We start from the raw sequence: 24,490 nt of genomic DNA on the forward strand, positions 1-24,490 counted from the left end.
CCGCAGGCGGCAAAACGGGACAGGGCAGCCGGGGTCAGCCCGCGCTGCGCTTGATTTTTACCACGCTCTCCACTGCCTCGAGCTTGTGGACGACCGAGCGCAGATGTTCGACGTCGCGCACGTCGACCGTCACATGGATGACGCTGAAGCCGTCCTGCGTCTCACGGGCGTTGAGCGCGTGTATCTGCACTTTCAGATTGGCGAGCACCGTCGTGATGTCGGCGAGCAGGCCGTAGCGCTTGGAGGCGAGAATCTGAAGCGACGCCTGGAAAGAGGCGGCCTTGTTCGTGTTCCAGTAGACGCGCAGCCACCGGTCGTTCTCGGTGCCGGCCTTGAGGCTGCTGCGGACGTTGACGCAGTCGGTGCGGTGCACCGAGATGCCGTAGCCCTTGGTGATGTAGCCGATGATGTCGTCGCCCGGCAGCGGGTTGCAGCAGCGCGCGTATTTGATCAGGCAGTTGTCGATGCCCTCGACGATGACGTCGGAGGTGGACTTGGTAGGCTGGGGCCGCGCCGACTCGGGGATGGAGGCGAGAATCTCGTCTGCCGAGGGCTTTATGTTCCTGTTGCACTCCTCGCGGATACGCGGCAGAATGCGGTTGACCGTGATGCCGCCGTAGCCGATGGAGGCGTAGAGCTCCTCGACGCCGGTGATGCCCACGCGCCGGGCGATGGAGGCGAGGAGCTCGTCGCGGTCGGCGGGCAGGGTGATGTTCTGCTTTTTGAGCGCGGCGTCGAGCTCCTCGCGGCCGCGCTCGATGTTCTCCTCGCGCTTCTCCTTTTTGAACCACTGTTTGATCTTGTTTTTGGCCTCGGAGGTCTTGGCGATCTTGAGCCAGTCGCGGCTCGGCCCCTTGCCGGAGTTTGAGGTGATGATCTCGACGATCTCACCGTTTTCCACCTGGTAGTCGAGCTGGACCATCTTGCCGTTGACCTTGGCGCCGATCATCTTGTTGCCGACTGCGCTGTGGATGGCATAGGCAAAGTCGATGACCGTCGCGCCCGAGGGCAGATTGATCAGATCGCCGTTCGGCGTGAAGACGAAGACCTCGTCCGAGAAGAGGTCGATTTTGAACGTGCGCATGAAGTCCTCGGGGTCGGCTGCCGTGCCCTGGATCTCGAGCAGATGGCGCACCCACTCGACCTTGTTGTCAAAGCCCGACTTCTTCTCGACGCCGTCTTTGTACTTCCAGTGGGCGGCGATGCCGTACTCGGCGGTCTGGTGCATCTCCCAGGTGCGGATCTGCACCTCGAAAGGGATGCCCTCGCGGCCGATGACGGTGGTGTGAAGCGACTGGTACATGTTGGGCTTCGGGGTCGAAATATAGTCCTTAAACCGCCCGGGAATGGGCTTGTAGAGATCGTGGATGAGGCCGAGCACGTTGTAGCACTCGTTGATGGTGCCCACGATTACGCGGATGGCGTAGAGGTCGTAGATCTCGTCGATGGTCTTGTTCTGGCTGTACATCTTGCGGTAGATGCTGTAGATGGACTTGACCCGCCCGTCGACCTGAAAGTCCTCGATCTTCTCTCTGGCGAGCAGCTCGCGGATCTTCTGCATGCAGGTGCCGAGAAAGTCGAGGCTCTCGGCTTTCTTTGCGGTCAGATCGCCCTCGATCTCGGCGTAGCCGATGGGGTCGAGGTAGCGCAGGGAGATGTCCTCAAGCTCGATCTTGACGCGCTGCATGCCGAGCCGGTGCGCCAGCGGCGCGAAGACCTCCATGGTCTCGAGCGCCTTGTCGCGCTGCTTCTGCGGCGGCATGGAGGAGAGCGTACGCATGTTGTGCAGGCGGTCGGCGAGCTTGATGATGATCACGCGGATGTCGCGCGCCATGGCGAGGAACATCTTGCGCAGATTCTCGACCTGCTCCTCCTCCTTGCTGGTGTAGGGAATCTTGCCGAGCTTGGTCACGCCGTCGACAAGCCCCGCGATGTTGGCGCCGAACTGCTTTCGCACGTCGGCGAGCGTGATGTCGGTGTCCTCCACGACGTCGTGCAGCAGCGCCGCGGCGACGCAGTCGGTGTCCATGCCCATGTCGACGAGGATCTCGGCCACGCTGATCGGGTGGGTGATATAGGGCTCGCCCGCCACGCGCTTCTGGCCCTCGTGGGCTCTCTCGGCCAGCTCATAGGCGCGCGTGATCACCCCCACGTCGTAGGGGTAGTCGCTGTCATTGAGTTTTTCAAGCAGGTTCGAGAAATCTTCCATAGTTACGATCCGTTCTTTCCTCTGATGGATTTGAGCTCGATGAGAAGCGGCGACAGGTCGAGATTCTTCTTCTCTCTCACGGGCAGCTTGCGGATGGTGAGCGCGCCGTCCGGCTCCTCGGTGACGCTGAGCATGTCCATCTGGGTGAAGACATCCAGGCAGATGCGCAGCTTGCAGATGTTCGGCGGCCGGTCGGAGAGCACGCCGATTCTGCGGTGGAGCAGCTCGAGCGTGTCGTGAATCTCGTCGCTCGTGGTCAGGTAGCGGTAGACGGTGACAAAGTCCTCCCGCGAGGGGATGACGTGCAGAAGCTGGTGCTGGGTGAGCCCGCGGCAGCCGGCGCCCTGGTAGAGGTGCAGCGCCTCGGTGTACTCGCGCAGGCTCTCGCGGTAGGTCGACGAGAGGTGCAGATCCTTGATGACGAGCTGCACGGTGATGTTGCCGCGGTAGGAGTTGGTGTCGAGGTTGCAGACCAGATCGAGCTTCTCCCCGCGGAAGTAGGGGAAGTCGGCCGTGCCGCGCCCGAAGAGAAACGCGTCGATGGTGACGCCGTTTTTCGAGAGCAGCAGCTTTGTATGTTTATCGCCCGAGATGGGGCAGATGTCGTCGATGCGAATGTCCCGCAGCAGAAAGAGCGGGGCGGCGTTGCCCATGCCGTAGGGCTCGAGCAGCAGAATTTCGTTGACGGTCTTGAGCGTAATGTCGCGGATGTCGATCTCGCAGTCGATCTTGAGCTTGGGGGTGAGAATCTCGTCGGTGAGAATCTCGTTTGCATAGCGGGTGATGCCGGCCTTGAACGCGTCGTAGTTCTCGCGCTTGAGCGAGAGGCCCGCGGCGAGCGCGTGGCCGCCGAACTTCTCGAGAAGTTCGCCCTGGCCCGCGAGCGCCTCGTAGATGTTGAAGCCCGGGATGCTGCGCCCGGAGCCCTTGCCGCTCTCGCCGTCGAAGGAGATCATGATCGAGGGCAGGTAGTACTTGTCCGACAGGCGGGAGGAGACGATGCCGATGATGCCGTGGTGCCAGTGGTCGCTCGCGAGCACGATGATCTTGTCGCGCTGAAAGCCGGGCTCGTGCTCGAGCTGATCGTAGGCCTCGGTGATGATCTTGTTCTCCTCGTCCTGCCGCTCGCGGTTGGCGTCGCAGAGCTCGCGCGCAATCTCGGCCGCCTCGCGCGGGTCGCGCGAGAGCAGCAGCTTCACCGCCCGCCGGGGACTGCCGACCCGCCCGGCGGCGTTGACGCGCGGGGCGAGGGTGTAGCCGATGACGCCGGCGGTGATCTTCTTGTTCTCGATGCCCGACTGGGCGATCAGCGCGCGCAGACCGATGTTTCGGGTGTGCTCAAGGCGCTTGAGCCCGAGCGAGACGATGATGCGGTTCTCGCCGTTTAGGGGCATGACGTCGGCAATGGTGCCGAAGGCGACGAGCTCCGAGTAGCGGTCGATCACATCCTGAAGATGTTCACGCCCCGACAGGGCGCACAGCAGCTTGAAGACGACCCCCACGCCGGCGAGCTCGGGAAAGGGATACTCGCTGTCGGGCCGCTTGGGGTTGACAATGGCGTAGGCGGGCGGCAGGCCGCCGGCGCACTCGTGGTGGTCGGTGATAATGGTGGTCAGCCCCAGATCGTTTGCGTGGGCAATCTCCCGCAGGGCGGTGATGCCGGCGTCCACCGTGATCAGAAGCGTGGTGCCCGCCGCGGCGAGGGTGTCGATGGCGGCCATGTTGACGCCGTAGCCCTCCTCCATGCGGTCGGGGATGTAGTAGTCGATGTTGTCGGTGCGCTCTGAGAGATACTGGTAGAGGATGCTCGTCGACGTGATGCCGTCGACGTCGTAGTCGCCGTAGATGGTGATGCGCTCGTTGTGGGCGAGAGCGTCGTTGATGCGGTTGACGGCCTTTCGCATATCGGGCAGCAGAAAGGGGTCGCAGAGAATGTCGATGGACTTTCGCAGAAACAGCCGCGCGCGCTCGGGGTCGGTCAGACCTCTGTTGTAGAGCAGGCGCGAGACGATGGGCGAAATCTGCAGACTTTCGCAAAGACAGCGAATGGCCTCGGGGTCCTGCTCCCGGACAATCCATTTGCGCTGTTTCATGGTCTCACCTCCGGTTCGTGAGGGCGGAAAACCCGCATGATAATTTACATAATAAAATATTGTATCATTTTTGGGGTCTCACTTCAATGCCTATTTCCGGGCGGTGAGAGGCGCCGCGCTCAATTGAGGCGAATGGTCAAATCTGGTATACTGATAATGAGTGAAAGAGGGGTGACGAGTATGAGACAAAACAGAGCGGGCGCGCCACTGAAAAGCGACCACGGCCGGGCGATGTTTTTCATAAGGCGCCACTGGCTGAAAATACTCATTTTCGGCGGGTGGGGACTTGTGCTTCTCGTCAGCTTCTGTACGACGATGGTTAATACCTACAGCGAGCGCAGCTTTGACGACATCTGTACAGTTCCGATTGACGAAAATACGAGAGTGCGGTTTTATCGGGGGATTTTAGAGGGTGAGGAGGAGACCTGTGTTGTCGACGACCCGGCGCTGCTGGAAGAGTTCTTTACATATCTAAGACAATACCGGTATAAACAGCGGGGGCAATACTATGATGAGTTGGCAGACCGCAGCTCTTTCAAAGGGTACTACTATTTTGAAGTGGAGTGGAAAAGACATTGTTGCTATTTTTGGATAGAGTCTAATTTGCTTGAACGAAGTTTCAGCAATGGCTTTTTAATAAGAAAAAGTGGGGAACAGATGGAACTGACAGAAGATTTTCTAAGTGCATATTGGGAAAAGCTGCCCTGGGGGAAGAGAGCCGATGATGAGGAGTTATGGATAACACAGCCACCCAATCCGCTGACAGGAGGATAACCAATTGGTTATCCTCCTGTTTGGCTATTAGATGCGTTTAGAGAATCCTGAGCCCCAGTAGATACTTGCTGCATATGGGTATATTTGGTATACTGACAGTGAACGGAAGAGGGGTGACGAGTATGAAGCAAAACAGAGCGGGCGCGCCGCTGAAAAGCGATTATAGCGGGGTGTACCGAGTGATGTTTTTCATAAGGCGCCACTGGCTGAAGATACTCATCTTCGGCGGGTGGGGGCTCATGCTTCTTGTCAGCTTCTGTACGACGATGGTTAACACCTACAGCGAGCGCAGCTTTGACGACATCTGTACGGTGCCGATTGATGAAAATACGAGAGTGCGGTTTTACCGGGGAATTCTGGAGGGTGAGGAGGAGTCCTGTGTCGTCGACGACCCGGAGCTGCTGGAGGAGTTTTTTACATATCTAAGACAATACCGGTACAAACATCGGGACGAGTACCATAGTCTGTATGGTGATGCATGGGTAAATCGCTCTTCTTTCAAGGGGTACTACTATTTTGAAGTGGAATGGAGGAGATCTTATTGCTACTTCTATTTAGAGTCTAATCGGCTTGAAAGAGATGATAGCAATGGCTTTTTTATAAGAAGAAACGGAGAACAGGTGGAACTGACAGAAGATTTTATTAGCGCATATTGGGAAAAGCTGCCCTGGGGGAAGAGAGCCGACGATGAGGAATTATGGAAGAGAAAATTTCAAGTCCGGATGACATGGGAGTAACCAAATGGTTACTCCCATGTTTTTCAGTCTATACCCAATAGCTATTGGTCGTAAGTCATATTGATACTAATAATGTGGTTGAGATAGTCAATGGCCGCCTGTCGGTAATAATAGTTGGCCATCTTCCCCTCAAAAGCGCCGTCGGGCTTTGACTGCCAATCGGCAATCATTTTTTCCAGTTTCTTGATGAATTTCTCACGGTAAAACTCATTGCTGATTATAAAACGCGCATCAGTTTTCTGAATATTTGTTATTTTTTGCGCTAGACGATCTCTTTCTTCATCCAGCTCCTGCAATTTGAACAGATTACTAAGAGAGTTTTTTACAACGTCGGGCGGGAGATCGGAGCTTAAATATGCCATAGTCAATGTTGCAATATTGTTTATGGCCTGTGAGGATGTCAGCCCGTCACCACTGACGCCGGAGGCCATGCCTGCAAAGACATTTGCGGCAAAGTCACTGGCAAAACAGAGCATATACAGATTGTTATACTTGTCCTGCACATCTTCCAGCTCTTTGCTTACTTCACTAAGCAGACTATGATTTTTGAAGAAATAGTTGTTGTGCCACATCTCCTGAAAAATGTTGTCCGCCTGCGGGTATTTCATCAGTTCCTCCAGTTCTTTTTTGACATCGGCTCTTCCGGCGGCGGCGTACTCGTTGTCGTAGGCGGGGCGTGACGATTTGAATTCGGCAGTCACTTCGTCGGGCCGAAACGGAGGTGTCTCACCGGCATCGGGAAGATCCTGATCGGGCGGGAGATAATCTTCGATCTCCGGCAGATTCAGCGCGCCGCTCTCCCAGAGGGGCTGATAGGGGCTGTTGAGCTTTGCTCTGTCGGAGGAACCGACCGCGGCGGAGGAGGTCTTCAGTGGCTTTTGGGCGACGACCGGTGTGACCTGTGGCTGCTGCCCTTTGGGATACAGACGCTTTTGCGCGGGCTCGGCGCTCTGCTCGCCCATGCCAAGGGGAGCGGGCTTCTGCCCGGCTGGCAGAACGGCTTTTTTCGGCCGGCTGCCCTGAGAGGACAGTTGGGGCAGCTGTTTTGTCTCGGTCGGCTCCGTATAACGCCACTCCTGGACCGGGGGCGGGGCAGTGACTGACGGCGTGACGCCGGCTTGCCCGGCGCTGCGCTGCGCGCTCTGCCCCTCGTCGAGCTCGTGCAGCATACTGCCGAGCTGCCGGGCCGTATCCGGCGGCAGCTTTGACAAGTAGGCCTCGCGCTCCAGATTGCGCTCCGGCATATTCCGGCCGCTGTAGGGAGTGGGAAAATTCTGCTGTTTTGAAAAAGACATATTGACACCTCTGTAATAATAATTATTATAACCAAATTATTACAGATTAGAACTTTTTTGTCTATGCACAGACTTCACAAAAATTCTACCTAAAGTTCGTTAAATTCATATCCGCGCAAAATAAAGCATCCCCCGCGATCGTTCGCAGGGGATGTTTGGCTTTTATGGTTAGTCTGCTTTGTATTCCGCAATATCCTCCAGTTTGCATGACAGAGCCGCGCATAATTTACTCAGGGTTTTTGTCTCTATGTTTTCGTTGGCTCGAAGCCGTCGAATTGTCTTGCTGTCAATGCCACAGCGCTCTCTGAGCTGGTAAGTTGTGATTTCGCGCCTGGCCATGGTTTCCCACAGCTTGTCAAATATGACCACGAAACCACCTCCAAAATGGAAAAAGGTTTATTTCAACGAATGGATAACACTCTCAAATATCTTCAAAGCCTGGTTCCGACGCGTGGCGTCAAGCGCATTGAGTTTTCTGATGATATCGTTGCTCTTTGTCTTGTAACCGACCGTAAGACTATCCTGAAGAACGTCGTCGGCAGAGGCCTCCAACGTGTTGAGAATCAGAATAAACGTCTCGAGCTTTGGGATTTTGTCACCGCGCTCAATATCAGCGAGATAACGTGTACTGATACCAATTTTCTCCGAACACTCATTCAGATTCCACCCTTGTTTAGAGCGATAAGATTTCAGTTTTTTGCCAAAGCTCTTGGTATCCATACGGCCATCACCTCCTATTTGGGGATTTATCTACTAATAGCATAATGTCCCGCCAAACCATAAAGTATGATCTATTAATAGAAATAACCCTTAATAGTAGTTGATTCAGTTAGAACTCTATGGTACTATATCAGAGGGAGTGAAAGATATGGTCAAGTCAACAGGGATAACGCGAAAGATTGATGAATTGGGGCGGATGGTTCTTCCCAAGGAAATCCGGGATTTTATGGGCATTTGTGACAGAGATGCCCTTGAATTTATGCTGGATGAGAAACGGAACCTGGTTGTAATCCGAAAGGCGACCAGAATGTGCCTGAGGTGCAGAGCGACCGGTGATCTGAAGACAATCAGACAGGGATACTATCTCCGCGGCAGATGCCTGGAAGAATTGAGGCAGGCCTGATCCAATGCTTGCGCGGCTGCGGCGCGCGTGTTACAATAGCGGTACCAAATGATAGGGGAGAGCACGCCATGCGGCTTGACAAATTTTTAAAGGTGTCGCGCATCATCAAGCGCCGCACTGTGGCAAACGAGGCCTGCGACGCGGGGCGCGTCGCGGTGAACGGCCGGCCCGCGCGCGCGTCGTACGACGTCAAGGCGGGCGACGTCATTGCCATCACATTCGGCGAGAAGACGCTCAAAGCCGAGGTGCTCGACGTGCGCGAGCATGTGGCGAAGGACGCGTCGGACAGCCTGTACCGCATCATCGACTGAAAGCCGGGGCCCTGTGGCCCCGGCTTTTTGCTTTTGGACATATCCCGCCGCCGCCTCTCATAAAATGGACTATGGCGGCCCAGGCGCCGCCCGAGTGACAACAAGGAGGAGCGGCTATGGCGGAGGAAAAACGAATTCCCAAGAAACACAACATCATTCTGGAAAACAGAAAGTCCATGAGCATTTCGGGCATTGAGGATGTGGACAGCTTCGACGAGGAGACGGTGGTGCTCTACACCGACGACGGCACGCTTGTCATCCGCGGCAGCGAGCTGCACATCAACCGCCTCAACGTCGAGAGCGGCGACCTCTCGGTGGAGGGGCGCATCGACAGCCTGAGCTACGAGGACGGCGAGAGCAAAAAGGGCGGCTTCTTTGCCCGGCTGATGCGCTGAGGGCCCCGTGAGCGTCACGATTGCGGAGCAGACCTCCGCGTTTCTGTGGTCGCTTGCGATGGGGGCGGGAATTGCGCTGTTCTACGATGCCTTTCGCATCTTCCGTCTGGCCGTCAAATGCAGCACCTTTTTCATCTTTTTGCAGGACCTCGTGTTCTGGTGCGCGTCGGCGGCGGGGAGCTTTGTGTTTTTGTTCTTCGTCAACGCCGGTCAGCCGCGCTGGTTCCTCTTCGCCGGGGGAATTCTCGGGGCCATTCTGTACTCGCAGACCGCCGGCGCTCTTCTCATGGGGAGCGCGCGGGCCATCATCGCCTTTTTGCGGCGCGTGTTCGGGGCGGTGGGGCGCTTTTTCGCCCGGCCGCTGCACGCGCTCGCGCAGCGGCGGCAGCTGCGCGCCGCAGCGCGGGCGCGCCGGCGTAAAAAAAGTTATAAAACTTTTGTAAAACACTTTTCAAACGCGCAAAAAGCAGGTATTATGAAAGATAAGCGGGAGGATTAGCCCGCTGTGTTGTCGACGTTTGAAAAAAGGAGGTCCGATATGAAGCGCAGATACCGAAGCATATTACTCAGAGTGGCGCTGCTCAGCTTCGTTCTGTACTCGGCAGTCAAGATCATCGGGCTTCAGATTGAGATATACCAGAAACGCGAGACCGTGCGCGAAATAGAGCAGCAGATCGAACAGCAGCAGCTGCGCAATGCCGCCCTGCAGGACATGCTCGACGAGGGGATGAGCGAGGAGATGGTCAAAAAGATCGCCCGCGAAAAACTCGGTCTTCTCGGCGCTGACGAACGGATTTTCATCAACGTGACCGGCGACTAGCCGCCTGATGAAATGAGATACGCAGACTAATAAGGGAGGACACAGCGTTTTATGCAATTTGAAGTTGGGGCGGTGCTGGAGGGCAAGGTCACCAGTATCACGAAGTTCGGCGCCTTTGTCGCGCTGCCGGAGGGCAAGACCGGCATGGTGCACATCTCGGAGGTGGCGCCCACCTTTGTACGGGAAATTCGCGACCATCTCAAAGAGGGCGACGAGGTGCGCGTCAAGGTGATCAACATCGACGCCCAGGGCCGCATCAACCTGTCGATCAAGCAGCTCGCGCCGCCGCCCGCACCCGCGCCGCGCCAGCGGCAGACGGCGAGACCCGCCGCCTCTTCCCCACGCCCCGACCGCTTTGAGTGGTCGCCGCGGCGCACCGAGGGGCTCACCTTTGAGGACATGATGAGCCGCTTCAAGCAGGACAGCGACGAGAAGATCTCGACGCTCAAGAAAAACGCCGACGGCAAGCGCGGCGGCGGAAGCTACCGCAAGTCGGGCAGATATTGAGAGTGAAAAGGCGTTTTGGCAACGCCTTTTCTTTTGTCTGCGCGGGTCAAACTCTGCCCGCCGGGCAAAAAAAGGCGGCCGGCAAAAGCTGCCGGCCGTGAAAAAGGAATGAATGGGTAAATAAGGGGAGTAAACAACGCACTGTTAGGATAGCATATTTACCAAATATTGTCAACCCATATTTTGGAAATTTTGAGGTAAACGGCATGTTACTGACCAACGCGAAACTCTTCACCGGCGAGAGCTGGATTGCAGATGGCTTTGTCGAGACCGAGGGGGAAAAGATCGCCCGCGTCGGCCCGATGGAGGAGCTCGCCGCCGGGCAGGCCGGCGCGCTCGACGTGGGCGGACGGATTGTCTGCCCGGGCTTTGTGGAGGCGCACTGCCATCTCGGCCTCTGGGAGGACGGCACCCCCGAGCGCTTTTTTGACGGAAACGAGGACAAGTCCGGCGCGGTGCTCGCCGAGCTGCGCGCGCTCGACGCGCTCAACCCGCGCGAGCCGTCGTTTGCCGCGGCGCGCGCCGCGGGCGTCACCACCGTTGTGACCGGCCCCGGCAGCGCGAACCCCATCGGCGGGCAGCTGATCGCCGTGGAGACGGCGGGCGTGTGCGTCGACGACATGGTGGTGCGCGAGCCCTGCGCGCTGAAGATGGCGCTCGGGGAGAACCCGCGCGGGGGAAAAGAGACACAGCCGACCGTGCGCATGACGACGGCGGCTCTCATCCGCGGGGCGTTCTGCCGGGCGCGCGAGTACGGCGAGCGCCGCGCCGCGGGCCGGGCCGACTACAGCCTGCGCGACGAGACGCTGCTGCGCGCGCTGTGCGGGGAGCTGCCTGTGCACATCCACGCGCACCGCGCCGACGACATCTTCACGGCGCTGCGCCTGGCGCGGGAGTTTGGGCTCGACTGCGTGCTCATCCACTGCACCGAGGGCCACCTGATCGCCCGTGAGCTCGCCGAGGCGGGAGCGCGGGCCGTGGTGGGCCCGGGGCTCACCTTTGCCTCGAAGCCGGAGCTGCGAAATCTCAGCTTCGAGACTCCGGGCGCGCTCGAGCGCGCGGGAGTGCTCACGGCCATCACGACCGACCACCCCGAGACGCCGGTCTGGGCGCTGCCGGTCTGCGCGGCGCTCGCCGTGCGCGCGGGCATGGACCACGACGCGGCGCTTCGCGCTATCACGTCAAACGCCGCGAAGATCTGCGGCATCGACGGGCGCAAGGGCTCGCTGCGCCCCGGCACGGACGCCGACTTTTGCATCTTTTCGCGCGATCCGCTTGACATTCAGGCCCGGCCCGACGCGGTCTACATCCGCGGCGAGAGGGTCTTTACAACCGAGGAGGCTTCCAGATGAGAGAAGTAGACGTATCCACCATCACAAGGGCCGTGGAGATGATGTGCATCGAGGCGAACATGGTGCTCACCGACGACATCGTCGGGCGCATCAAAAGCTCGATCGACGAGGAGCGCTCGCCGCTCGCGCGCAGCATTCTCGAGGCCTACCTTGAAAATATGCAGGCCGCGAAAGACATGAAGATTCCCGTCTGCCAGGACACGGGCATGGCGGTCATCTTTCTCGAGCTCGGCCAGGAGGTCCACCTCGTGGGCGGCAGCCTGCGCGAGGCGGTCGACCGGGGCGTCTCGAACGGGTATACAAACGGCTATCTGCGCTGCTCGGTGGTGGGCGACCCGCTCCGGGAGAGGGTCAACACCGGCGACAACACGCCGGCGATTCTGCACACCGAGATCGTGCCGGGCGACAGAGTCAAAATCACGGTGGCGCCCAAGGGCTTCGGCAGCGAGAACATGAGCGCGCTGCGCATGATGACGCCCTCCGCCACCCGGGAGGACGTGGTGAACTTCGTCGTCGAGGCGGTGGAGCGCGCGGGCAGCAATCCCTGCCCGCCGGTAGTGGTCGGCGTCGGCATCGGCGGCGACTTCGAGCTGTCGGCGCTGCTGGCAAAGCGCGCGATCACCGAGCCCATCGACCGGCCGAACCCCGACCCCTACTACGCCGACATGGAGCGCGAGATCCTCGAGAGGCTCAACCGCACCGGCATCGGGCCGCAGGGCTTCGGCGGCGTCACGACGGCGCTCGGCGTCAACATCAGAACCTACGCCACCCACATTGCGGGGCTGCCGGTCGCGGTCAACATCGGCTGCCACGTCACACGCCACCGCAGCATGGAGCTGTAGAGACGGCGCCCGCCACACGGCGGGCGCCTTTTTGTACGCCGTTTGTCGAAACTGTGAACTTGTTGTAAAAATCGCACAAGGAATAGACAAGTGAAAGGCGATTTGTTATAATAAAATCACAAACCGAAGAGGGCAATGCGGAAAAAAGTCTCATCGCCTCGGCGGTGAGCTTTCAATAAATGAAGGGAGTGTTTCTATGAACATTACCATCAACACAAAAAAATTCACGGTAACGGACGCACTCAAGACGAGAATCGAAAAAAAGCTCGTAAAGCTCGACCGGTATTTCCAGGCGGACACGGATGCGGCGGTCAAGCTCTCGACCGAGAGGGATCTGGAGAGAATTGAGATCACCGTCTTCTACCACGGGATGATCTTCCGTGCGCAGGAGGCGACGGGCGACATGTTCCAGTCTCTCGACGGCGCGGTGGACTCCCTCGAGCGCCAGCTTCGCAAGAACAAGACCCGCCTCGAAAAGCGCCTCAAGGAGGGCGCGTTTGTCGAGGCCTACACCGACACCGTCGCGGAGGAGCCCATTGAGCTCATCCGCGTCAAGGAGTTCGCGGTCAAGCCCATGGACGTGGAGGACGCCATTTTGCAGATGAACCTGCTCGGCCACCAGTTCTATGTGTTCCGCGATCTGAAAAGCGAGAAGATCCGCGTGGTCTACCGCCGAAACGACGGTGGCTACGGCCTGATCGCGCCCATTGAAGACCGCTGAGGACAGCAGGGGGGAGACCGCGTCTCCCCCCTTTTCTTTGTTATTCCGGCCAAAGCGGGCGGCATTTTTCGACGGAGCCGTCGGCAGTTTGCCGAAAAATGCAAAAGCTCTTGCAATCAGTCGGAAAATCCAATATGATAGAACTATCTTTTGAAAAGAGGGATCTCGATATGGCGCGCTGTGTCGGCAACGTCAAAGTGAACAGACCCCCCGTTTCGTGCCGCGGTATGGCGAGCGCGGGCGACAAGTACATAGCAGTAGTGCAACTATCATGACAAAACACTTCGACAAGGGGTGTTTTTTGTTTTTCAGCAGAGAGCGAAAAGGAGAAGTGAAATGAAGAGAAAAGTAGCCATTGTCATGGGCAGCGACAGCGACCTCCCCGTCATGCGGGACGCGGTCAAAACGCTGCGGCAGTTCGAGGTGCCGTTTGAGGTGCGCGTCATCTCGGCCCACCGCACGCCGGGCGCGGCCGAGGCGTTTGCAAAGGGCGCGCGGGAAAACGGCATCGCGGTCATCATTGCGGCCGCCGGCAAGGCCGCGCATCTCGGCGGTGTGCTCGCCGCCTACACGACGCTGCCGGTCATCGGCGTGCCGGTCAAATCCTCCACAATGGACGGGCTCGACTCGCTTCTGTCGATGGTGCAGATGCCAAAGGGCATCCCGGTGGCGACCGTGGCCATAGACGGGGCGCAGAACGCGGCGCTGCTCGCGGTGCAGATGCTGGCGCTGTCGGACGAGACGCTGAGCGAAAAACTCGAGAGTTTTAAAATAAACATGGAGCGCGAGGTCATGGAAAAGGACCGCGCAGTGATGGCGGAGGTAGAAAAGCTATGAAGAAAATGCAGCAGCTCTACGAGGGCAAGGCAAAAAAGGTGTACGCGACGGATGACGCGAATCTCGTCATTGTCGACTACAAGGACGACGCGACCGCTTTCAACGGCCTGAAGAAGGGAACCATTGAGGGCAAGGGCGTCATCAACAACAAGGTCTCAAACTTTCTGATGCAGATGCTCGAAAAGCACGGCATCCCGACCCACTTCGTCGAGCAGCTCTCGGACCGCGAGACGCTCGTTCGGCATGTCAAGATCGTGCCGCTTGAGGTGATTGTGCGAAACATCGCCGCGGGCTCGCTCTCGAAGCGCCTCGGCATTCCCGAGGGACAGAAGCTCGGCTGCACGGTGCTCGAGTACAGCTACAAGGACGATGAGCTCGGCGACCCGATGATCAACGACTACCACGCGCTCGCGATGGGGCTCGCCACCCGCGAGGAGCTCGACACCATCGCCGGGTATGCGCTGAAGATCAACCAGATTCTCGGCGACTACCTCAAGGACGCGAACATCGAGCTGATCGACTTCAAACTCGAATTCGGCAAGGACGCCGACGGCAGGATCATTCTCGCCGATGAGATCTCGCCCGACACCTGCCGCTTCTGGGACAGCACCACCGGCGAAAAGCTCGACAAGGACCGCTTCCGCCGCGACCTCGGCAACGTCGAGGACGCCTACCAGGAAATTCTCAAGAGACTGCTCGGCGAATAAGGAGTACAGCATGTTTGACAAGTTGAAAGAGGAGTGCGGCGTCTTCGGCATCTATGACGTGGACGGCCACGGCGCCGCGAGAACGACCTACTATGCGCTCTTCGCGCTTCAGCACAGAGGGCAGGAGAGCTGCGGCATCGCCGTCAACGACAACCGCGACATCTTCGTGCAGAAGGACATCGGCCTTGTGCCCGACGTCTTCACCGAGCCCGTACTGAACCGGCTGACGGGGCACATGGCGATCGGCCACTGCCGCTATTCAACCACCGGCAATCCCACCCGCGAGAACGCCCAGCCGCTTGTGACCAAGTATGTCAAGGGCACGCTCGCGCTCGCCCACAACGGAAATCTCACCAATTCAAACAAACTGCGCCGTGAGCTCGAGCACAGCGGCGCCATCTTCCAGTCGACCAACGACACGGAGGTCATCACCTACGTCATTGCCAAGGAGCGCCTGCACACAAAGACCGTGGAGGAGGCCATTGAAAACGCGATGGATCATCTCGAGGGGGCCTACTCGCTGGTCATCATGAGCCCCCAGAAGCTCATTGCCGCGCGCGACCCGGACGGCTTCCGCCCGCTGTGCATGGGCAAGCTCGAGAACTCCTATGTCTTCGCCTCCGAGAGCTGCGCCATCGACGCCATCGGCGCGACGTTTATCCGGGACATCGACCCGGGCGAGGTGGTCGTGGTCGACGAAAAGGGGCCGCGCTCGCTGCGGCGCCACTGCGGCAAAAAGCCGTCGATCTGCATCTTTGAATACGTCTACTTCGCGCGGCCCGACTCGGTGATCGAGGGGGCGAGCGTGCACCAGGCCCGCCAGGAGGCCGGCAAGTATCTCGCCATCGAGCACCCGGTCGAGGCCGACATCGTCGTCGGCGTGCCCGACTCGGGGCTTGACGCGGCGCTCGGCTATGCAAAGCAGTCGGGCATCCCCTACGGCATCGGCTTCATCAAGAACCGCTACATCGGGCGCACTTTCATCCAGCCCACCCAGGGCCAGCGCGAGACCTCGGTGCGCATCAAGCTCAACCCGCTGGCGAGCGCCGTCAAGGGCAAGCGCGTGGTCATGGTCGACGACTCGATTGTGCGCGGTACGACCTCCAAGCGCATTGTAAACTCGCTGCGCGAGGCGGGGGCAAAGGAGATCCACATGCGGGTGTCGTCGCCGCCGTTTCTCAACCCCTGCTACTTCGGCACCGACATCGACTCGCGCGACAAGCTCATTGCGAACAACCACTCCCTCCAGGAGATCCGCCGCCACCTCGGCGTGGAGAGCCTCGGATACCTGTCGATCGAGAATCTCAGAAAGATTCCGGTCGGGGCCAAGTGCCACTTCTGCGAGGGGTGCTTCACGGGCAAATACCCCATCGACGTGGACGAGGACGACCAGTCGAAAAACATCTTTGAATGACGGAGGGACCATGAAGAGTTTCAGTGACAGCTACAAGGCGGCGGGCGTCGACGTGACCGCGGGCTACCGCGCGGTCGAGCTGATGAAAGCGGACGTCAAACGCACGGCCATCCCCGGTGTGCTCACCGGCATCGGCGGCTTCGGCGGGCTCTTCGAGCTCGACCTTACGGGCTATGAGCGCCCGGTCCTCGTATCGGGTACCGACGGGGTCGGCACCAAGCTCAAGCTCGCCTTTCTCATGGACAAACACGACACCGTCGGGCAGGACTGCGTGGCGATGTGCGTCAACGACATCATCTGCTCGGGCGCAAAGCCGCTCTATTTTCTCGACTACATCGCCTGCGGCAAAAACCTGCCCGAGCGCATCGCCGCGATTGTGCGCGGCGTGGCGGACGGCTGCGTCGCGGCGGGCTGCGCCCTCGTCGGCGGCGAGACCGCCGAGATGCCCGGCTTCTACCCCGAGGACGAGTACGACCTCGCGGGCTACAGCACCGGCATCGTCGAGCGCGGCGCCATCATCGACGGCTCGCGGCTCGAGGCGGGCGACGCGCTGATCGGCCTTGCGTCGTCGGGCGTCCACTCCAACGGCTTCTCGCTGGTGAGAAAGGTCTTCGGCATTGACGAAAAGACGGTCGGCGAGTATGTGGACGAGCTCGGCTGCACGCTCGGCGAGGCGCTTTTGACCCCGACGAGAATCTACGTCAAGCCCATGCTCGAGCTGATCGGAAAGGTCGAGGTCAAAGCGGTTTCCCACATCACCGGCGGCGGCTTCTACGAGAATGTGCCGCGCATGCTGCGCGAGGGGCTCACCGCCCACATCAGAAAGGACGCCTACGAGCTGCCCGCGATCTTTTCGCTCTTACAGCGCCGCGGAGACATTCCCGAGCGCGACATGTACAACACCTTCAACATGGGCATCGGCATGATCGCCGCCGTGCCGGCACAGCAGGCCGACGAGGCGGTGCGGGTGCTCACGGCCTGCGGCGAGCGCGCCTGCGTGCTCGGCGAGGTGAAGCAGGGGCCCGAGGGGGTCGTCCTGTGGTAAAAATCGCCGTTCTGGTCTCGGGCGGCGGCACGAATTTGCAGGCGCTCATCGACGCCGAACGCCGCGGGGAGATCCGGGGCGGAGAGCTTGCGCTCGTCGTGTCGAGCAGCGCCGGGGCATACGCCCTCGAGCGGGCCGCTCAGGCGGGCATTGAGGCCGTGACGCTGCCGCGGCGCGAGTACGCCGCGCGCGGCGACTACGACCGGGCGCTCATCGCGCTTCTGCAGAGCCGGGGCATCGGCCTTGTGGTGCTTGCGGGCTTTCTGTGCGTGCTGGGGCCGGAGATGGTCGCGGCCTATCGAAACAGGATACTCAACATCCACCCGTCGCTGATTCCGGCGTTTTGCGGCGACGGGTTCTACGGTCTGCGCGTGCACGAGCGCGCGCTCGCGGCGGGAGTCAAGGTCACGGGCGCGACGGTGCACTTTGTCAGTGAGATCACCGACGGCGGGCCCATTGTGCTGCAGCAGGCGGTCGCCGTGCGGGAGGACGACACCGCCGAATCGCTCCAGCAGCGCGTGATGCGCGAGGCGGAGTGGAAACTTCTGCCGCGGGCGGTGAGCCTCTTCTGCGAGGGGCGCATCGCGGTGGACGGCAATCGAACAACCATTCTTCAGGGGGGTAATGAACCATGAAAAAGAGAGCTCTTTTGAGTGTTTCCGACAAGACGGGCATTGTGGAGTTTGCCCGCGAGCTGCACGGTCTCGGCTTTGAGCTGGTGTCGACCGGCGGCACGAAGCGCGTGCTCAGGGACGCGGGCATTCCGGTGCTCGGCGTGTCGGAGCTGACCGGCTTTCCCGAGTGCCTCGACGGCCGGGTCAAGACGCTTCACCCGGTGATTCACGCGGGCATTCTCGCCCGGCGCGACCACCCCGAACACATGGCCCAGATCGCAAAGCTCGGCATCAGCACCATCGACATGGTGGTCATCAACCTCTACCCGTTCAAGGCGACCATTCTCAAGGACGACGTCACCTTTGAAGAGGCCATTGAGAACATTGACATCGGCGGGCCGACCATGATCCGCGCCGCGGCAAAAAACTGGCAGGATGTGACCGTGATCGTCGACCCGCGCGACTACGACGGCGTGCTCGCCGAGATGAAGCTGGGCAAAATCTCGCTTGAGACCAAGGCGCGCCTGGCGCGCAAGGTCTTCGCCCACACGGCGAACTACGACGCCATGATCTCGAACTGGCTCGGCAGACAGGCGGGGGACGACCCGCTGCCCGAGACCATCACCATGACCTATGAGAAAGTGCAGGATATGCGCTACGGCGAGAACCCGCACCAGCGCGGCGCTTTCTACCGCGAGGTCGGAAAGGGCTTTGAGGGCACCATTGCCGCGGCAAAGCAGCTGCACGGCAAGGAGCTCTCCTACAACAACATCAACGACGCAAACGGCGCGCTCGACACCTTAAAGGAGTTTGACGGCGTGTGCGCCGTGGGCGTCAAGCACGCCAATCCCTGCGGCGTGGGCCTCGGCAAGACGCTGCACGAGGCGTATGTGAACATGTACAACGCCGACCCGGTCTCGATCTTCGGCGGCATCGTGGCGCTCAACGAGAGAGTGGACGCGGCGACGGCCGAGGAGATTGCGAAGATCTTTGTCGAAATCGTCATCGCGCCCGGCTACGAGCCCGAGGCGCTCGAGATTCTCTGCCGCAAGAAGAACATCCGCGTGCTTGAGCTGCCCGAGATTCGCCAGAAGAACAAAAGGGAATTTCTCGACATGAAGAAAGTCGCGGGCGGGCTTCTCGTGCAGGAGCTCGACTGTGAGCTGATGAACGAGGAGGAACTCAAGGTGGTCACCGACCGCGCGCCCACCGCGGAAGAGCTCGCGCAGCTCAAGTTTGCGTGGCGGGTGGTCAAACACACAAAATCGAACGCCATTGTGCTGGTGAAAGGCGACCAGACCGTGGGCGTCGGCCCGGGACAGACTAACCGCATCACGGCGCTCGAGCTTGCGATCAAGTACGCGGGCGACAAGGCTGCGGGCTCGGTCATGGGCAGCGACGCTTTCTTCCCCTTTGACGACTGCGTCGAGGCGGCCCATCAGGCGGGCATCACCGCCATCATCCAGCCGGGCGGCTCCATCCGCGACGAGGATTCGATCAAAAAGTGCAACGAGTACGGCATCGCCATGGTCTTCACCGGCATGCGCCACTTCAAGCACTGAGGGAGGGCCTATGAGAGTACTGGTAGTCGGCGGCGGCGGCCGCGAACACACCCTCGTGTGGAAGCTCAGCCAGTCGAGGCGCGTCACGGAGCTCTTCTGCGCGCCGGGAAACGGCGGCATTGCCGCGCTCGCGACCTGTGTGCCGATCAAGGCGACGGACGTTGAGGGCATGGTGCGCTTTGTGCGGGAGAACGCCATTGACTTCGTGGTGGTCGCGCCGGACGACCCGCTCATGCTCGGCATGGTCGACGCGCTCGAGGCCGAGGGCGTCAAGTGCTTCGGCCCGCGCAAAAACGCCGCTCTCATCGAGGGCAGCAAGATCTTCGCAAAGCAGATGATGCGCGACGCGGGCATTCCGACGGCGGACTTTGAGATCTTCGACGACCCGGATGAGGCGCGGCGCTATCTCAGGGAGAAAAACGAGTACCCCACTGTCATCAAGGCGGACGGCCTCGCGCTCGGCAAGGGCGTCATCATCGCCAAAAACGAGCAGCAGGCCATGCAGGCGGTCGGCGACATGATGGAGCAGCGCGCCTTCGGCGAGGCGGGCAGCCGCATTCTCATCGAGCAGTGCCTGAGAGGCCCCGAGGTGTCGGTGCTCGCCTTTACGGATGGCAAGACCGTGCGCCCGATGGTGTCGGCGCAGGACCACAAGCGTGCTTTCGACCATGACGAGGGGCCGAATACCGGCGGCATGGGAACATTCAGCCCGAGCCGCATCTACACCCCCGCGCTCGCCGAGACCTGTATGCAGCGCATCTTTCTGCCGACTGTGCGGGCCATGAACGAGCTCGGAAGACCGTTTCGGGGCTGTCTCTACTTCGGGCTGATGATTGTGGACGGCGAGCCCTATGTCATTGAGTACAACGCCCGCTTCGGCGACCCCGAGACCCAGGTGGTTCTGCCGCGGCTCAAGAGCGACCTCTTCGAGATTTTCGACGCCGTCGCCGACGAGCGCCTTGACACCGCCGAGATCGAGTGGGACGACGGGGCGGCGGTCTGCGTCGTGCTCGCGTCGGGCGGCTACCCCGGCAAATACGAGACCGGCTTCCCCATTGCGGGTCTCGAGGAGACGAACGCTCTGCCGGGTGTGACAGTCTTTCACGCCGGCACCCGCCTCGAGGGGGAGCGCGTTCTCACGGCGGGCGGCCGTGTGCTCGGCGTGACCGCTCTCGGAGACGATCTCGACACGGCCATCCGCGCGGCGTACGACGCCGTCGGCCATGTCAGCTTTGAAAAAGCGCATTACCGCCGGGATATAGGCATTAAATAATTACTATTTGGAAAGGCTCTGCCGGAACGGCAGAGCCTTTTTGACCGCCTGTGAGCGGGTGTGGTATAATAGCCGCAGAGCGGCTATTATATGGAATTTAGGCCATTTTTCTCGCCCCTTGCGGGGCAGTCCCTGCGGGACGGCAGAAAACAAGGCCATATATCATGATTGCTTCGCGCTTATGATATTATCTTACCAAAGCGACTATTACATAATGTTCGGCCATGCGCGCGACCACTGTGGTATAAGTGCCCGCGGGACGGCTGGAAATATGGCCATATAGTATGGGCGCTGTGTACTGTGTTGCAGTGCGGCCGAACAAAAAATGGGATGCCGTCTGCGGCATGCCCAAAGAGATGGGAGAGACAACATGGCGGGAATGGCAGCGGTCGTCTTTACGGCGATCATGGTCACCATGACGGTGAATGCGATTCGCACCGGCGAGAACCCGGCGCTGATTGCGGTGTGCGTCATCGTCACACTGGTGGGGGCTTTCAATATGGTCTTCGCCGTCAAAAAGACGCTCGCCGAGCGAAAGGCTCAGCGGGAGAATGAGGCGCGCGAGCAGGCCGAGGCCGCCGAGCGCGAGGCGGGCAGGGCCGCGCGCATCGCCCGCAAGCAGGAGCTGATGCGGGCGATGGCCGAGCTCGAGGAATTCGAGGCGCTCGAACAGGAGAATTCGGAAGAGCCGGAAGAGCCGGAAGAGCCGGAAGAGCCGGAAGAGCCGGAAGAGCCGGAAGAGCCGGAAGAGCCGGAAGAGCCGGAAGAGCCGGAAGAGCTTACAGGGGAGGAGCAGACAGATGAAGAGCATTAAACCGGGCAGAGGCCCCTCGATGATGAGCGCCGTCGGCTCGATTGCCGCCGGTGTGTTTGGCGTCTTTTGGACCATTGGCGCGGCGAGCATGGGCGCGCCCGGCTTCTTTGTGGGGTTCGGGGTGGTATTCATTCTGCTCGCCGTGGGGCAGGCGATCTACGCCTTTTACAACGCCACGGCAAAGAACCGCATGTCCGCCTTTGACATCACCGAGCACGGCGAGGAGCCCGACCCCCTCGACCCGAATGCGCGCATGGGCGAGCGCCCGGCGGCCCGCGCGGACGCGGGTGCGCCAGAGCGGTTCTGCCCCTACTGCGGCGCGCCCACCGAGGGCGACTACGCCTACTGCCGCGCCTGCGGCAGAAAGCTGCCCGACTGAGCGCCATGGAGTACCGCATCGGAATGGATCTCGGGGGCACCAACATCGCCGCGGGCCTTGTCGCCGGTGGCGAGCTGCTTGTGCGCCGCTCGGTGCCGACGCGCGCCGCCGAGGGGGAACATGCCGTCATCGCCCGCATGGTGTCCCTCGTGCGGGAGCTTTCGGCCGAGTGCGGCGCGGGACCGGGCGGCGTCGCCTCTCTCGGCGTGGGAACACCCGGCGCGGTGGAGCCGGACAGCGGGCGCGTTCTCTTCTGCAACAACCTCGGCTGGCGCGACGTGGCGCTGCGCGAGCGCCTGGGCGAGGCCACGGGACTGCCCGTCGCCGTGGGCAACGACGCCGACTGCGCCGCGCTCGGCGAGGCGCTCTTCGGCGGCGAGCGGCGCTCTGACATGGCGCTTTTGACCATCGGCACGGGCGTCGGCCTCGGCGTCGTGCGTGACGGCACACTTGTCACGGGTATGCGGGGCGCCGCCGGTGAATTTGGGCACACCACGCTCATCGCGGGCGGCGAGCTCTGCTCCTGCGGGCGGCGCGGGTGCCTTGAGCGCTACGCGGCGTTCCCGGCGCTCATCCGCGCGGCACAGCGGGCGGCGGACGGGGGAGACATTCCTCTCGCGAGACTGCGCGACGAGGGCTGCTTAAACGGCCGGGAGATCTTCGCGCTCGCAAGAGGCGGCAGCGAGAGGGCGGCCGCGCTTGTGTCCAGCTTCATCGGTCACATCGGCGACGGGGTGGTGAATCTCGTCAATCTGCTCGACCCGGGCTGTGTGGTCATCGGGGGCGGCATCGCGCCCGAGGGGGAGTATGTGCTCGCCCCCATCCGGGAAAAGCTCAGCCGCGAGGCCTATCTCGGGCAGCGGCTGCCGCCGGTCGTCATGGCAGCGCTCGGCGGTGATGCGGGGATACTCGGCGCGGCGGCGCTCACACCGCGGCAATAGAACAGAACAGACCCGGCGCTGCGGCGCCGGGTCTGCTTTTACCGGATGGGTCCACGGTTGTTGGTACGGCCGAGGATGTAATCGGTGGAGGTCTTATAGAAATCCGCAAGCCGGATCAGATGCTCAACCGGGATGGTCTGGATTCCTCTCTCATAGCGGGAGTAGACCGTCTGCTGAATGCCGAGCACCCGGCCAACCTCCTCCTGGGTCAGATCCTGATCCTCGCGCAGATCGTGCAGCCGCTGAAAGTGCATGCTCATCTCCCCTAAAGTCAGAATAATTTATTCTGACTTTAGCACAGCAGCTGGGGAAATATGCCGTGGCAGTACCGATTGGTTCTAAGATGGCTTATTTTTCCGTTTTGTCGGCCAAGACTCCCTCGCACCAGTCGGCGCCGGCGCCGGTGAGAAGCACCGGCCGGAGCGTACCGGCCAGAGGCTCGGACGACGCGGCGCGCACAGGCGTGTAATTGGGCGTGACCCCCTCGAAGACGCCGGGCGACACCTCGGTCTCAAAGAGCACGGGGAAGACCTCGCCGAGCTGAGCGGCGAAAAACGCCTGCCGGGCGCGCTCCATGCGCTCGATGACGAGGTGGGAGCGCAGCTCTTTCACACGGACGGGTATCTGGCCGGGCATGCGGTCGGCTGCGGTGCCGGGGCGGCGCGAGTAGGCGAAGACATGGACTTTCGCAAAGCCGATCTCATCGAGAAAGAGAAGCGTCTGTTCCAGTTCCGCGTCGGTCTCGCCGGGGAAGCCCACCATCAGATCGGTGGTGATCGCCGTGTGGGGAATGTGCCGGCGCAGCAGGCGCACCGCCTCGCGGTAGAGGGCGGTGTCGTATTTGCGGTTCATGCGCCGCAGCGTCTCGTCGCAGCCGGACTGCAGCGAGAGGTGAAACTGCGGGCAGATGTGGTGAAGATTCGCAAGGCGCGCGACAAAGGCGGGCGTGACGATGCGCGGCTCGAGCGAGCCGAGGCGCAGGCGCGCGGGCGAACCCATCTCGTCGAGGGCCGCGTCGCAGGCCTCGAGCAGATCGACAAGCGCGATCTCGCCCCCCTCGCCGTAGGAGGCGATCTCAATGCCGGTGAGCACGATTTCCAGAAAGCCGCGCCGGGCGAGGCCGCGCAGCTCCTCAACCGCCTCGTCGAGGGGCTTTGAGCAGATGCGCCCGCGCGCGTAGGGGATGATGCAGTAGGCACAGAAGTTGTCGCAGCCGTCCTGAATCTTGACGGCGGCTCGGGTGTGCTCAAAATGGGCCGTGGCGCGCAGGGGTTCAAAGCGGCTCTCGTGGGTGAGATCGCGCAGGCGCACGACGCGCCCCATGCTGCGCTGGGCCTCGGCGACGGCGTCGAGGATCTCGCTCTTTCGGCGGTTGCCGACCACCACGTCGACCTCGCGCATGGCCTCGAGCTCGGCGGGCGCAGTCTGGGGGTAGCAGCCGGTGGCCACCACGATGGCCGCGGGGTTGCGGCGCTTTGCCCGGCGCAGCGCCTGGCGCGACTTCTTGTCGCTGACGGCCGTGACCGAGCAGGTGTTGACCACGTAGACGTCGGCCGGTTCGTCAAAGTCGACGAGCTCGTAGCCGGCGGCCTTGAACTGTTCGCGGATGACCTGCGTCTCCACCTGATTTACTTTGCAGCCGAGCGTGAGAAAGGCGGCTCTCATTCGGCGGTTCCCCCTTTTGTCTGCATTCCTGCCCAGTATAGCGAATTTCAAAAAAAAGTA

The 24,490-nt window shown here is 60.8% G+C and carries 28 protein-coding genes; 21 read left to right on the plus strand and 7 right to left on the minus strand.

The features are described 5' to 3' along the window. Nucleotides 1-34: 34 nt before the first annotated feature. Nucleotides 35-2,209 (minus strand): RelA/SpoT family protein, encoded by a 2,175-nt coding sequence (locus tag H8695_RS08705; protein WP_249300647.1) that lies wholly within the window; start codon nucleotides 2,207-2,209, stop codon nucleotides 35-37. 2 nt (nucleotides 2,210-2,211) lie between these two features. After that, nucleotides 2,212-4,302 (minus strand): single-stranded-DNA-specific exonuclease RecJ, encoded by a 2,091-nt coding sequence (gene recJ, locus H8695_RS08710; RefSeq protein WP_249300648.1) that lies wholly within the window; start codon nucleotides 4,300-4,302, stop codon nucleotides 2,212-2,214. 180 nt (nucleotides 4,303-4,482) lie between these two features. Between recJ and H8695_RS08715 the strand changes: the two genes are divergently transcribed. Next, nucleotides 4,483-5,076, plus strand: a complete 594-nt coding sequence (locus tag H8695_RS08715) for a hypothetical protein (RefSeq protein WP_249300651.1) — start codon at nucleotides 4,483-4,485, stop codon at nucleotides 5,074-5,076. A gap of 122 nt (nucleotides 5,077-5,198) precedes the next feature. Beyond that, nucleotides 5,199-5,813 carry a hypothetical protein gene (locus H8695_RS08720; RefSeq protein ID WP_249300654.1) on the plus strand — a complete coding sequence of 205 codons (615 nt, stop codon included), beginning with the start codon at nucleotides 5,199-5,201 and terminating at the stop codon, nucleotides 5,811-5,813. Between the two features lie 41 nt (nucleotides 5,814-5,854). Here H8695_RS08720 and H8695_RS08725 read toward each other — a convergent pair whose 3' ends face one another. The 3 genes from H8695_RS08725 to H8695_RS08735 all read right to left on the minus strand — a co-directional run bounded on the left by H8695_RS08725 (nucleotide 5,855) and on the right by H8695_RS08735 (nucleotide 7,828). Continuing rightward, nucleotides 5,855-7,057 carry a hypothetical protein gene (locus tag H8695_RS08725; RefSeq protein WP_249300656.1) on the minus strand — a complete coding sequence of 401 codons (1,203 nt, stop codon included), beginning with the start codon at nucleotides 7,055-7,057 and terminating at the stop codon, nucleotides 5,855-5,857. Between the two features lie 219 nt (nucleotides 7,058-7,276). Beyond that, a complete protein-coding gene (locus H8695_RS11675) occupies nucleotides 7,277-7,477 on the minus strand; it encodes a helix-turn-helix domain-containing protein (RefSeq protein ID WP_346726807.1) in 201 nt (66 codons plus the stop codon). A 27-nt stretch (nucleotides 7,478-7,504) separates the two neighbouring features. Beyond that, a complete protein-coding gene (locus H8695_RS08735; protein WP_249300658.1) occupies nucleotides 7,505-7,828 on the minus strand; it encodes a helix-turn-helix domain-containing protein in 324 nt (107 codons plus the stop codon). A 148-nt stretch (nucleotides 7,829-7,976) separates the two neighbouring features. Between H8695_RS08735 and H8695_RS11705 the strand changes: the two genes are divergently transcribed. The 19 genes from H8695_RS11705 to H8695_RS08825 all read left to right on the plus strand — a co-directional run bounded on the left by H8695_RS11705 (nucleotide 7,977) and on the right by H8695_RS08825 (nucleotide 22,765). Continuing rightward, the gene (locus H8695_RS11705) at nucleotides 7,977-8,231 is read left to right on the plus strand and encodes an AbrB/MazE/SpoVT family DNA-binding domain-containing protein (protein WP_430413290.1); all 255 of its coding nucleotides are present in this window, start codon (nucleotides 7,977-7,979) and stop codon (nucleotides 8,229-8,231) included. Between the two features lie 68 nt (nucleotides 8,232-8,299). Continuing rightward, a complete protein-coding gene (locus tag H8695_RS08740) occupies nucleotides 8,300-8,542 on the plus strand; it encodes an RNA-binding S4 domain-containing protein (RefSeq protein WP_249300660.1) in 243 nt (80 codons plus the stop codon). 116 nt (nucleotides 8,543-8,658) lie between these two features. Continuing rightward, complete coding sequence (gene yabP, locus H8695_RS08745) at nucleotides 8,659-8,937, plus strand: sporulation protein YabP (protein ID WP_249300662.1); 279 nt, start codon at nucleotides 8,659-8,661, stop codon at nucleotides 8,935-8,937. A gap of 7 nt (nucleotides 8,938-8,944) precedes the next feature. Then, nucleotides 8,945-9,436 (plus strand): spore cortex biosynthesis protein YabQ, encoded by a 492-nt coding sequence (yabQ, locus tag H8695_RS08750; protein WP_249300664.1) that lies wholly within the window; start codon nucleotides 8,945-8,947, stop codon nucleotides 9,434-9,436. 39 nt (nucleotides 9,437-9,475) lie between these two features. Further along, nucleotides 9,476-9,757, plus strand: coding sequence for a septum formation initiator family protein (locus tag H8695_RS08755; protein ID WP_249300666.1), 282 nt, complete (start codon nucleotides 9,476-9,478; stop codon nucleotides 9,755-9,757). A 51-nt stretch (nucleotides 9,758-9,808) separates the two neighbouring features. Beyond that, nucleotides 9,809-10,264, plus strand: coding sequence for a S1 RNA-binding domain-containing protein (locus H8695_RS08760; RefSeq protein ID WP_249300668.1), 456 nt, complete (start codon nucleotides 9,809-9,811; stop codon nucleotides 10,262-10,264). 206 nt (nucleotides 10,265-10,470) lie between these two features. After that, nucleotides 10,471-11,616 carry an amidohydrolase gene (locus H8695_RS08765; RefSeq protein WP_249300670.1) on the plus strand — a complete coding sequence of 382 codons (1,146 nt, stop codon included), beginning with the start codon at nucleotides 10,471-10,473 and terminating at the stop codon, nucleotides 11,614-11,616. Beyond that, a complete protein-coding gene (locus tag H8695_RS08770; protein ID WP_249300672.1) occupies nucleotides 11,613-12,458 on the plus strand; it encodes a fumarate hydratase in 846 nt (281 codons plus the stop codon). Before H8695_RS08765 ends, H8695_RS08770 begins: the two co-directional genes overlap by 4 nt. A 196-nt stretch (nucleotides 12,459-12,654) precedes the next feature. After that, nucleotides 12,655-13,179: a ribosome hibernation-promoting factor, HPF/YfiA family gene (gene hpf, locus H8695_RS08775; protein WP_249300674.1), complete on the plus strand. Its 525-nt coding sequence runs from the start codon at nucleotides 12,655-12,657 to the stop codon at nucleotides 13,177-13,179. Between the two features lie 336 nt (nucleotides 13,180-13,515). Next, nucleotides 13,516-14,016 carry a 5-(carboxyamino)imidazole ribonucleotide mutase gene (gene purE / locus H8695_RS08780; protein WP_249300676.1) on the plus strand — a complete coding sequence of 167 codons (501 nt, stop codon included), beginning with the start codon at nucleotides 13,516-13,518 and terminating at the stop codon, nucleotides 14,014-14,016. Continuing rightward, nucleotides 14,013-14,723 (plus strand): phosphoribosylaminoimidazolesuccinocarboxamide synthase, encoded by a 711-nt coding sequence (purC, locus tag H8695_RS08785; RefSeq protein ID WP_249300678.1) that lies wholly within the window; start codon nucleotides 14,013-14,015, stop codon nucleotides 14,721-14,723. The genes purE and purC overlap by 4 nt, the downstream gene beginning before the upstream one ends. 10 nt (nucleotides 14,724-14,733) lie before the next feature. Continuing rightward, nucleotides 14,734-16,137, plus strand: coding sequence for an amidophosphoribosyltransferase (gene purF / locus H8695_RS08790; RefSeq protein WP_249300680.1), 1,404 nt, complete (start codon nucleotides 14,734-14,736; stop codon nucleotides 16,135-16,137). 10 nt (nucleotides 16,138-16,147) lie between these two features. Beyond that, complete coding sequence (purM, locus tag H8695_RS08795; protein WP_249300682.1) at nucleotides 16,148-17,182, plus strand: phosphoribosylformylglycinamidine cyclo-ligase; 1,035 nt, start codon at nucleotides 16,148-16,150, stop codon at nucleotides 17,180-17,182. Next, nucleotides 17,176-17,817, plus strand: a complete 642-nt coding sequence (gene purN, locus H8695_RS08800; RefSeq protein WP_249300683.1) for a phosphoribosylglycinamide formyltransferase — start codon at nucleotides 17,176-17,178, stop codon at nucleotides 17,815-17,817. Before purM ends, purN begins: the two co-directional genes overlap by 7 nt. Then, nucleotides 17,814-19,358, plus strand: coding sequence for a bifunctional phosphoribosylaminoimidazolecarboxamide formyltransferase/IMP cyclohydrolase (gene purH, locus H8695_RS08805; protein WP_249300685.1), 1,545 nt, complete (start codon nucleotides 17,814-17,816; stop codon nucleotides 19,356-19,358). The genes purN and purH overlap by 4 nt, the downstream gene beginning before the upstream one ends. 10 nt (nucleotides 19,359-19,368) lie before the next feature. Beyond that, nucleotides 19,369-20,631, plus strand: a complete 1,263-nt coding sequence (purD, locus tag H8695_RS08810; protein WP_249300687.1) for a phosphoribosylamine--glycine ligase — start codon at nucleotides 19,369-19,371, stop codon at nucleotides 20,629-20,631. 370 nt (nucleotides 20,632-21,001) lie between these two features. After that, nucleotides 21,002-21,445 carry a hypothetical protein gene (locus H8695_RS08815; protein ID WP_249300689.1) on the plus strand — a complete coding sequence of 148 codons (444 nt, stop codon included), beginning with the start codon at nucleotides 21,002-21,004 and terminating at the stop codon, nucleotides 21,443-21,445. Then, on the plus strand, nucleotides 21,432-21,824 hold the full coding sequence (locus H8695_RS08820; RefSeq protein ID WP_249300691.1) for a zinc ribbon domain-containing protein: 393 nt from the start codon (nucleotides 21,432-21,434) through the stop codon (nucleotides 21,822-21,824). The genes H8695_RS08815 and H8695_RS08820 overlap by 14 nt, the downstream gene beginning before the upstream one ends. A gap of 5 nt (nucleotides 21,825-21,829) precedes the next feature. After that, nucleotides 21,830-22,765 carry an ROK family protein gene (locus H8695_RS08825; RefSeq protein ID WP_249300693.1) on the plus strand — a complete coding sequence of 312 codons (936 nt, stop codon included), beginning with the start codon at nucleotides 21,830-21,832 and terminating at the stop codon, nucleotides 22,763-22,765. Nucleotides 22,766-22,803: 38 nt separating this feature from the next. Here the strand turns inward: H8695_RS08825 and H8695_RS08830 are convergent, their stop codons facing one another. Then, nucleotides 22,804-23,019 carry a helix-turn-helix domain-containing protein gene (locus H8695_RS08830; protein WP_249300695.1) on the minus strand — a complete coding sequence of 72 codons (216 nt, stop codon included), beginning with the start codon at nucleotides 23,017-23,019 and terminating at the stop codon, nucleotides 22,804-22,806. A 94-nt stretch (nucleotides 23,020-23,113) separates the two neighbouring features. Further along, nucleotides 23,114-24,430, minus strand: a complete 1,317-nt coding sequence (mtaB, locus tag H8695_RS08835) for a tRNA (N(6)-L-threonylcarbamoyladenosine(37)-C(2))-methylthiotransferase MtaB (RefSeq protein ID WP_249300697.1) — start codon at nucleotides 24,428-24,430, stop codon at nucleotides 23,114-23,116. Nucleotides 24,431-24,490: the final 60 nt, after the last annotated feature.

The organism is Feifania hominis (assembly GCF_014384765.1).
Taxonomy (GTDB): Bacteria; Bacillota; Clostridia; order Oscillospirales; family Feifaniaceae; genus Feifania; species Feifania hominis.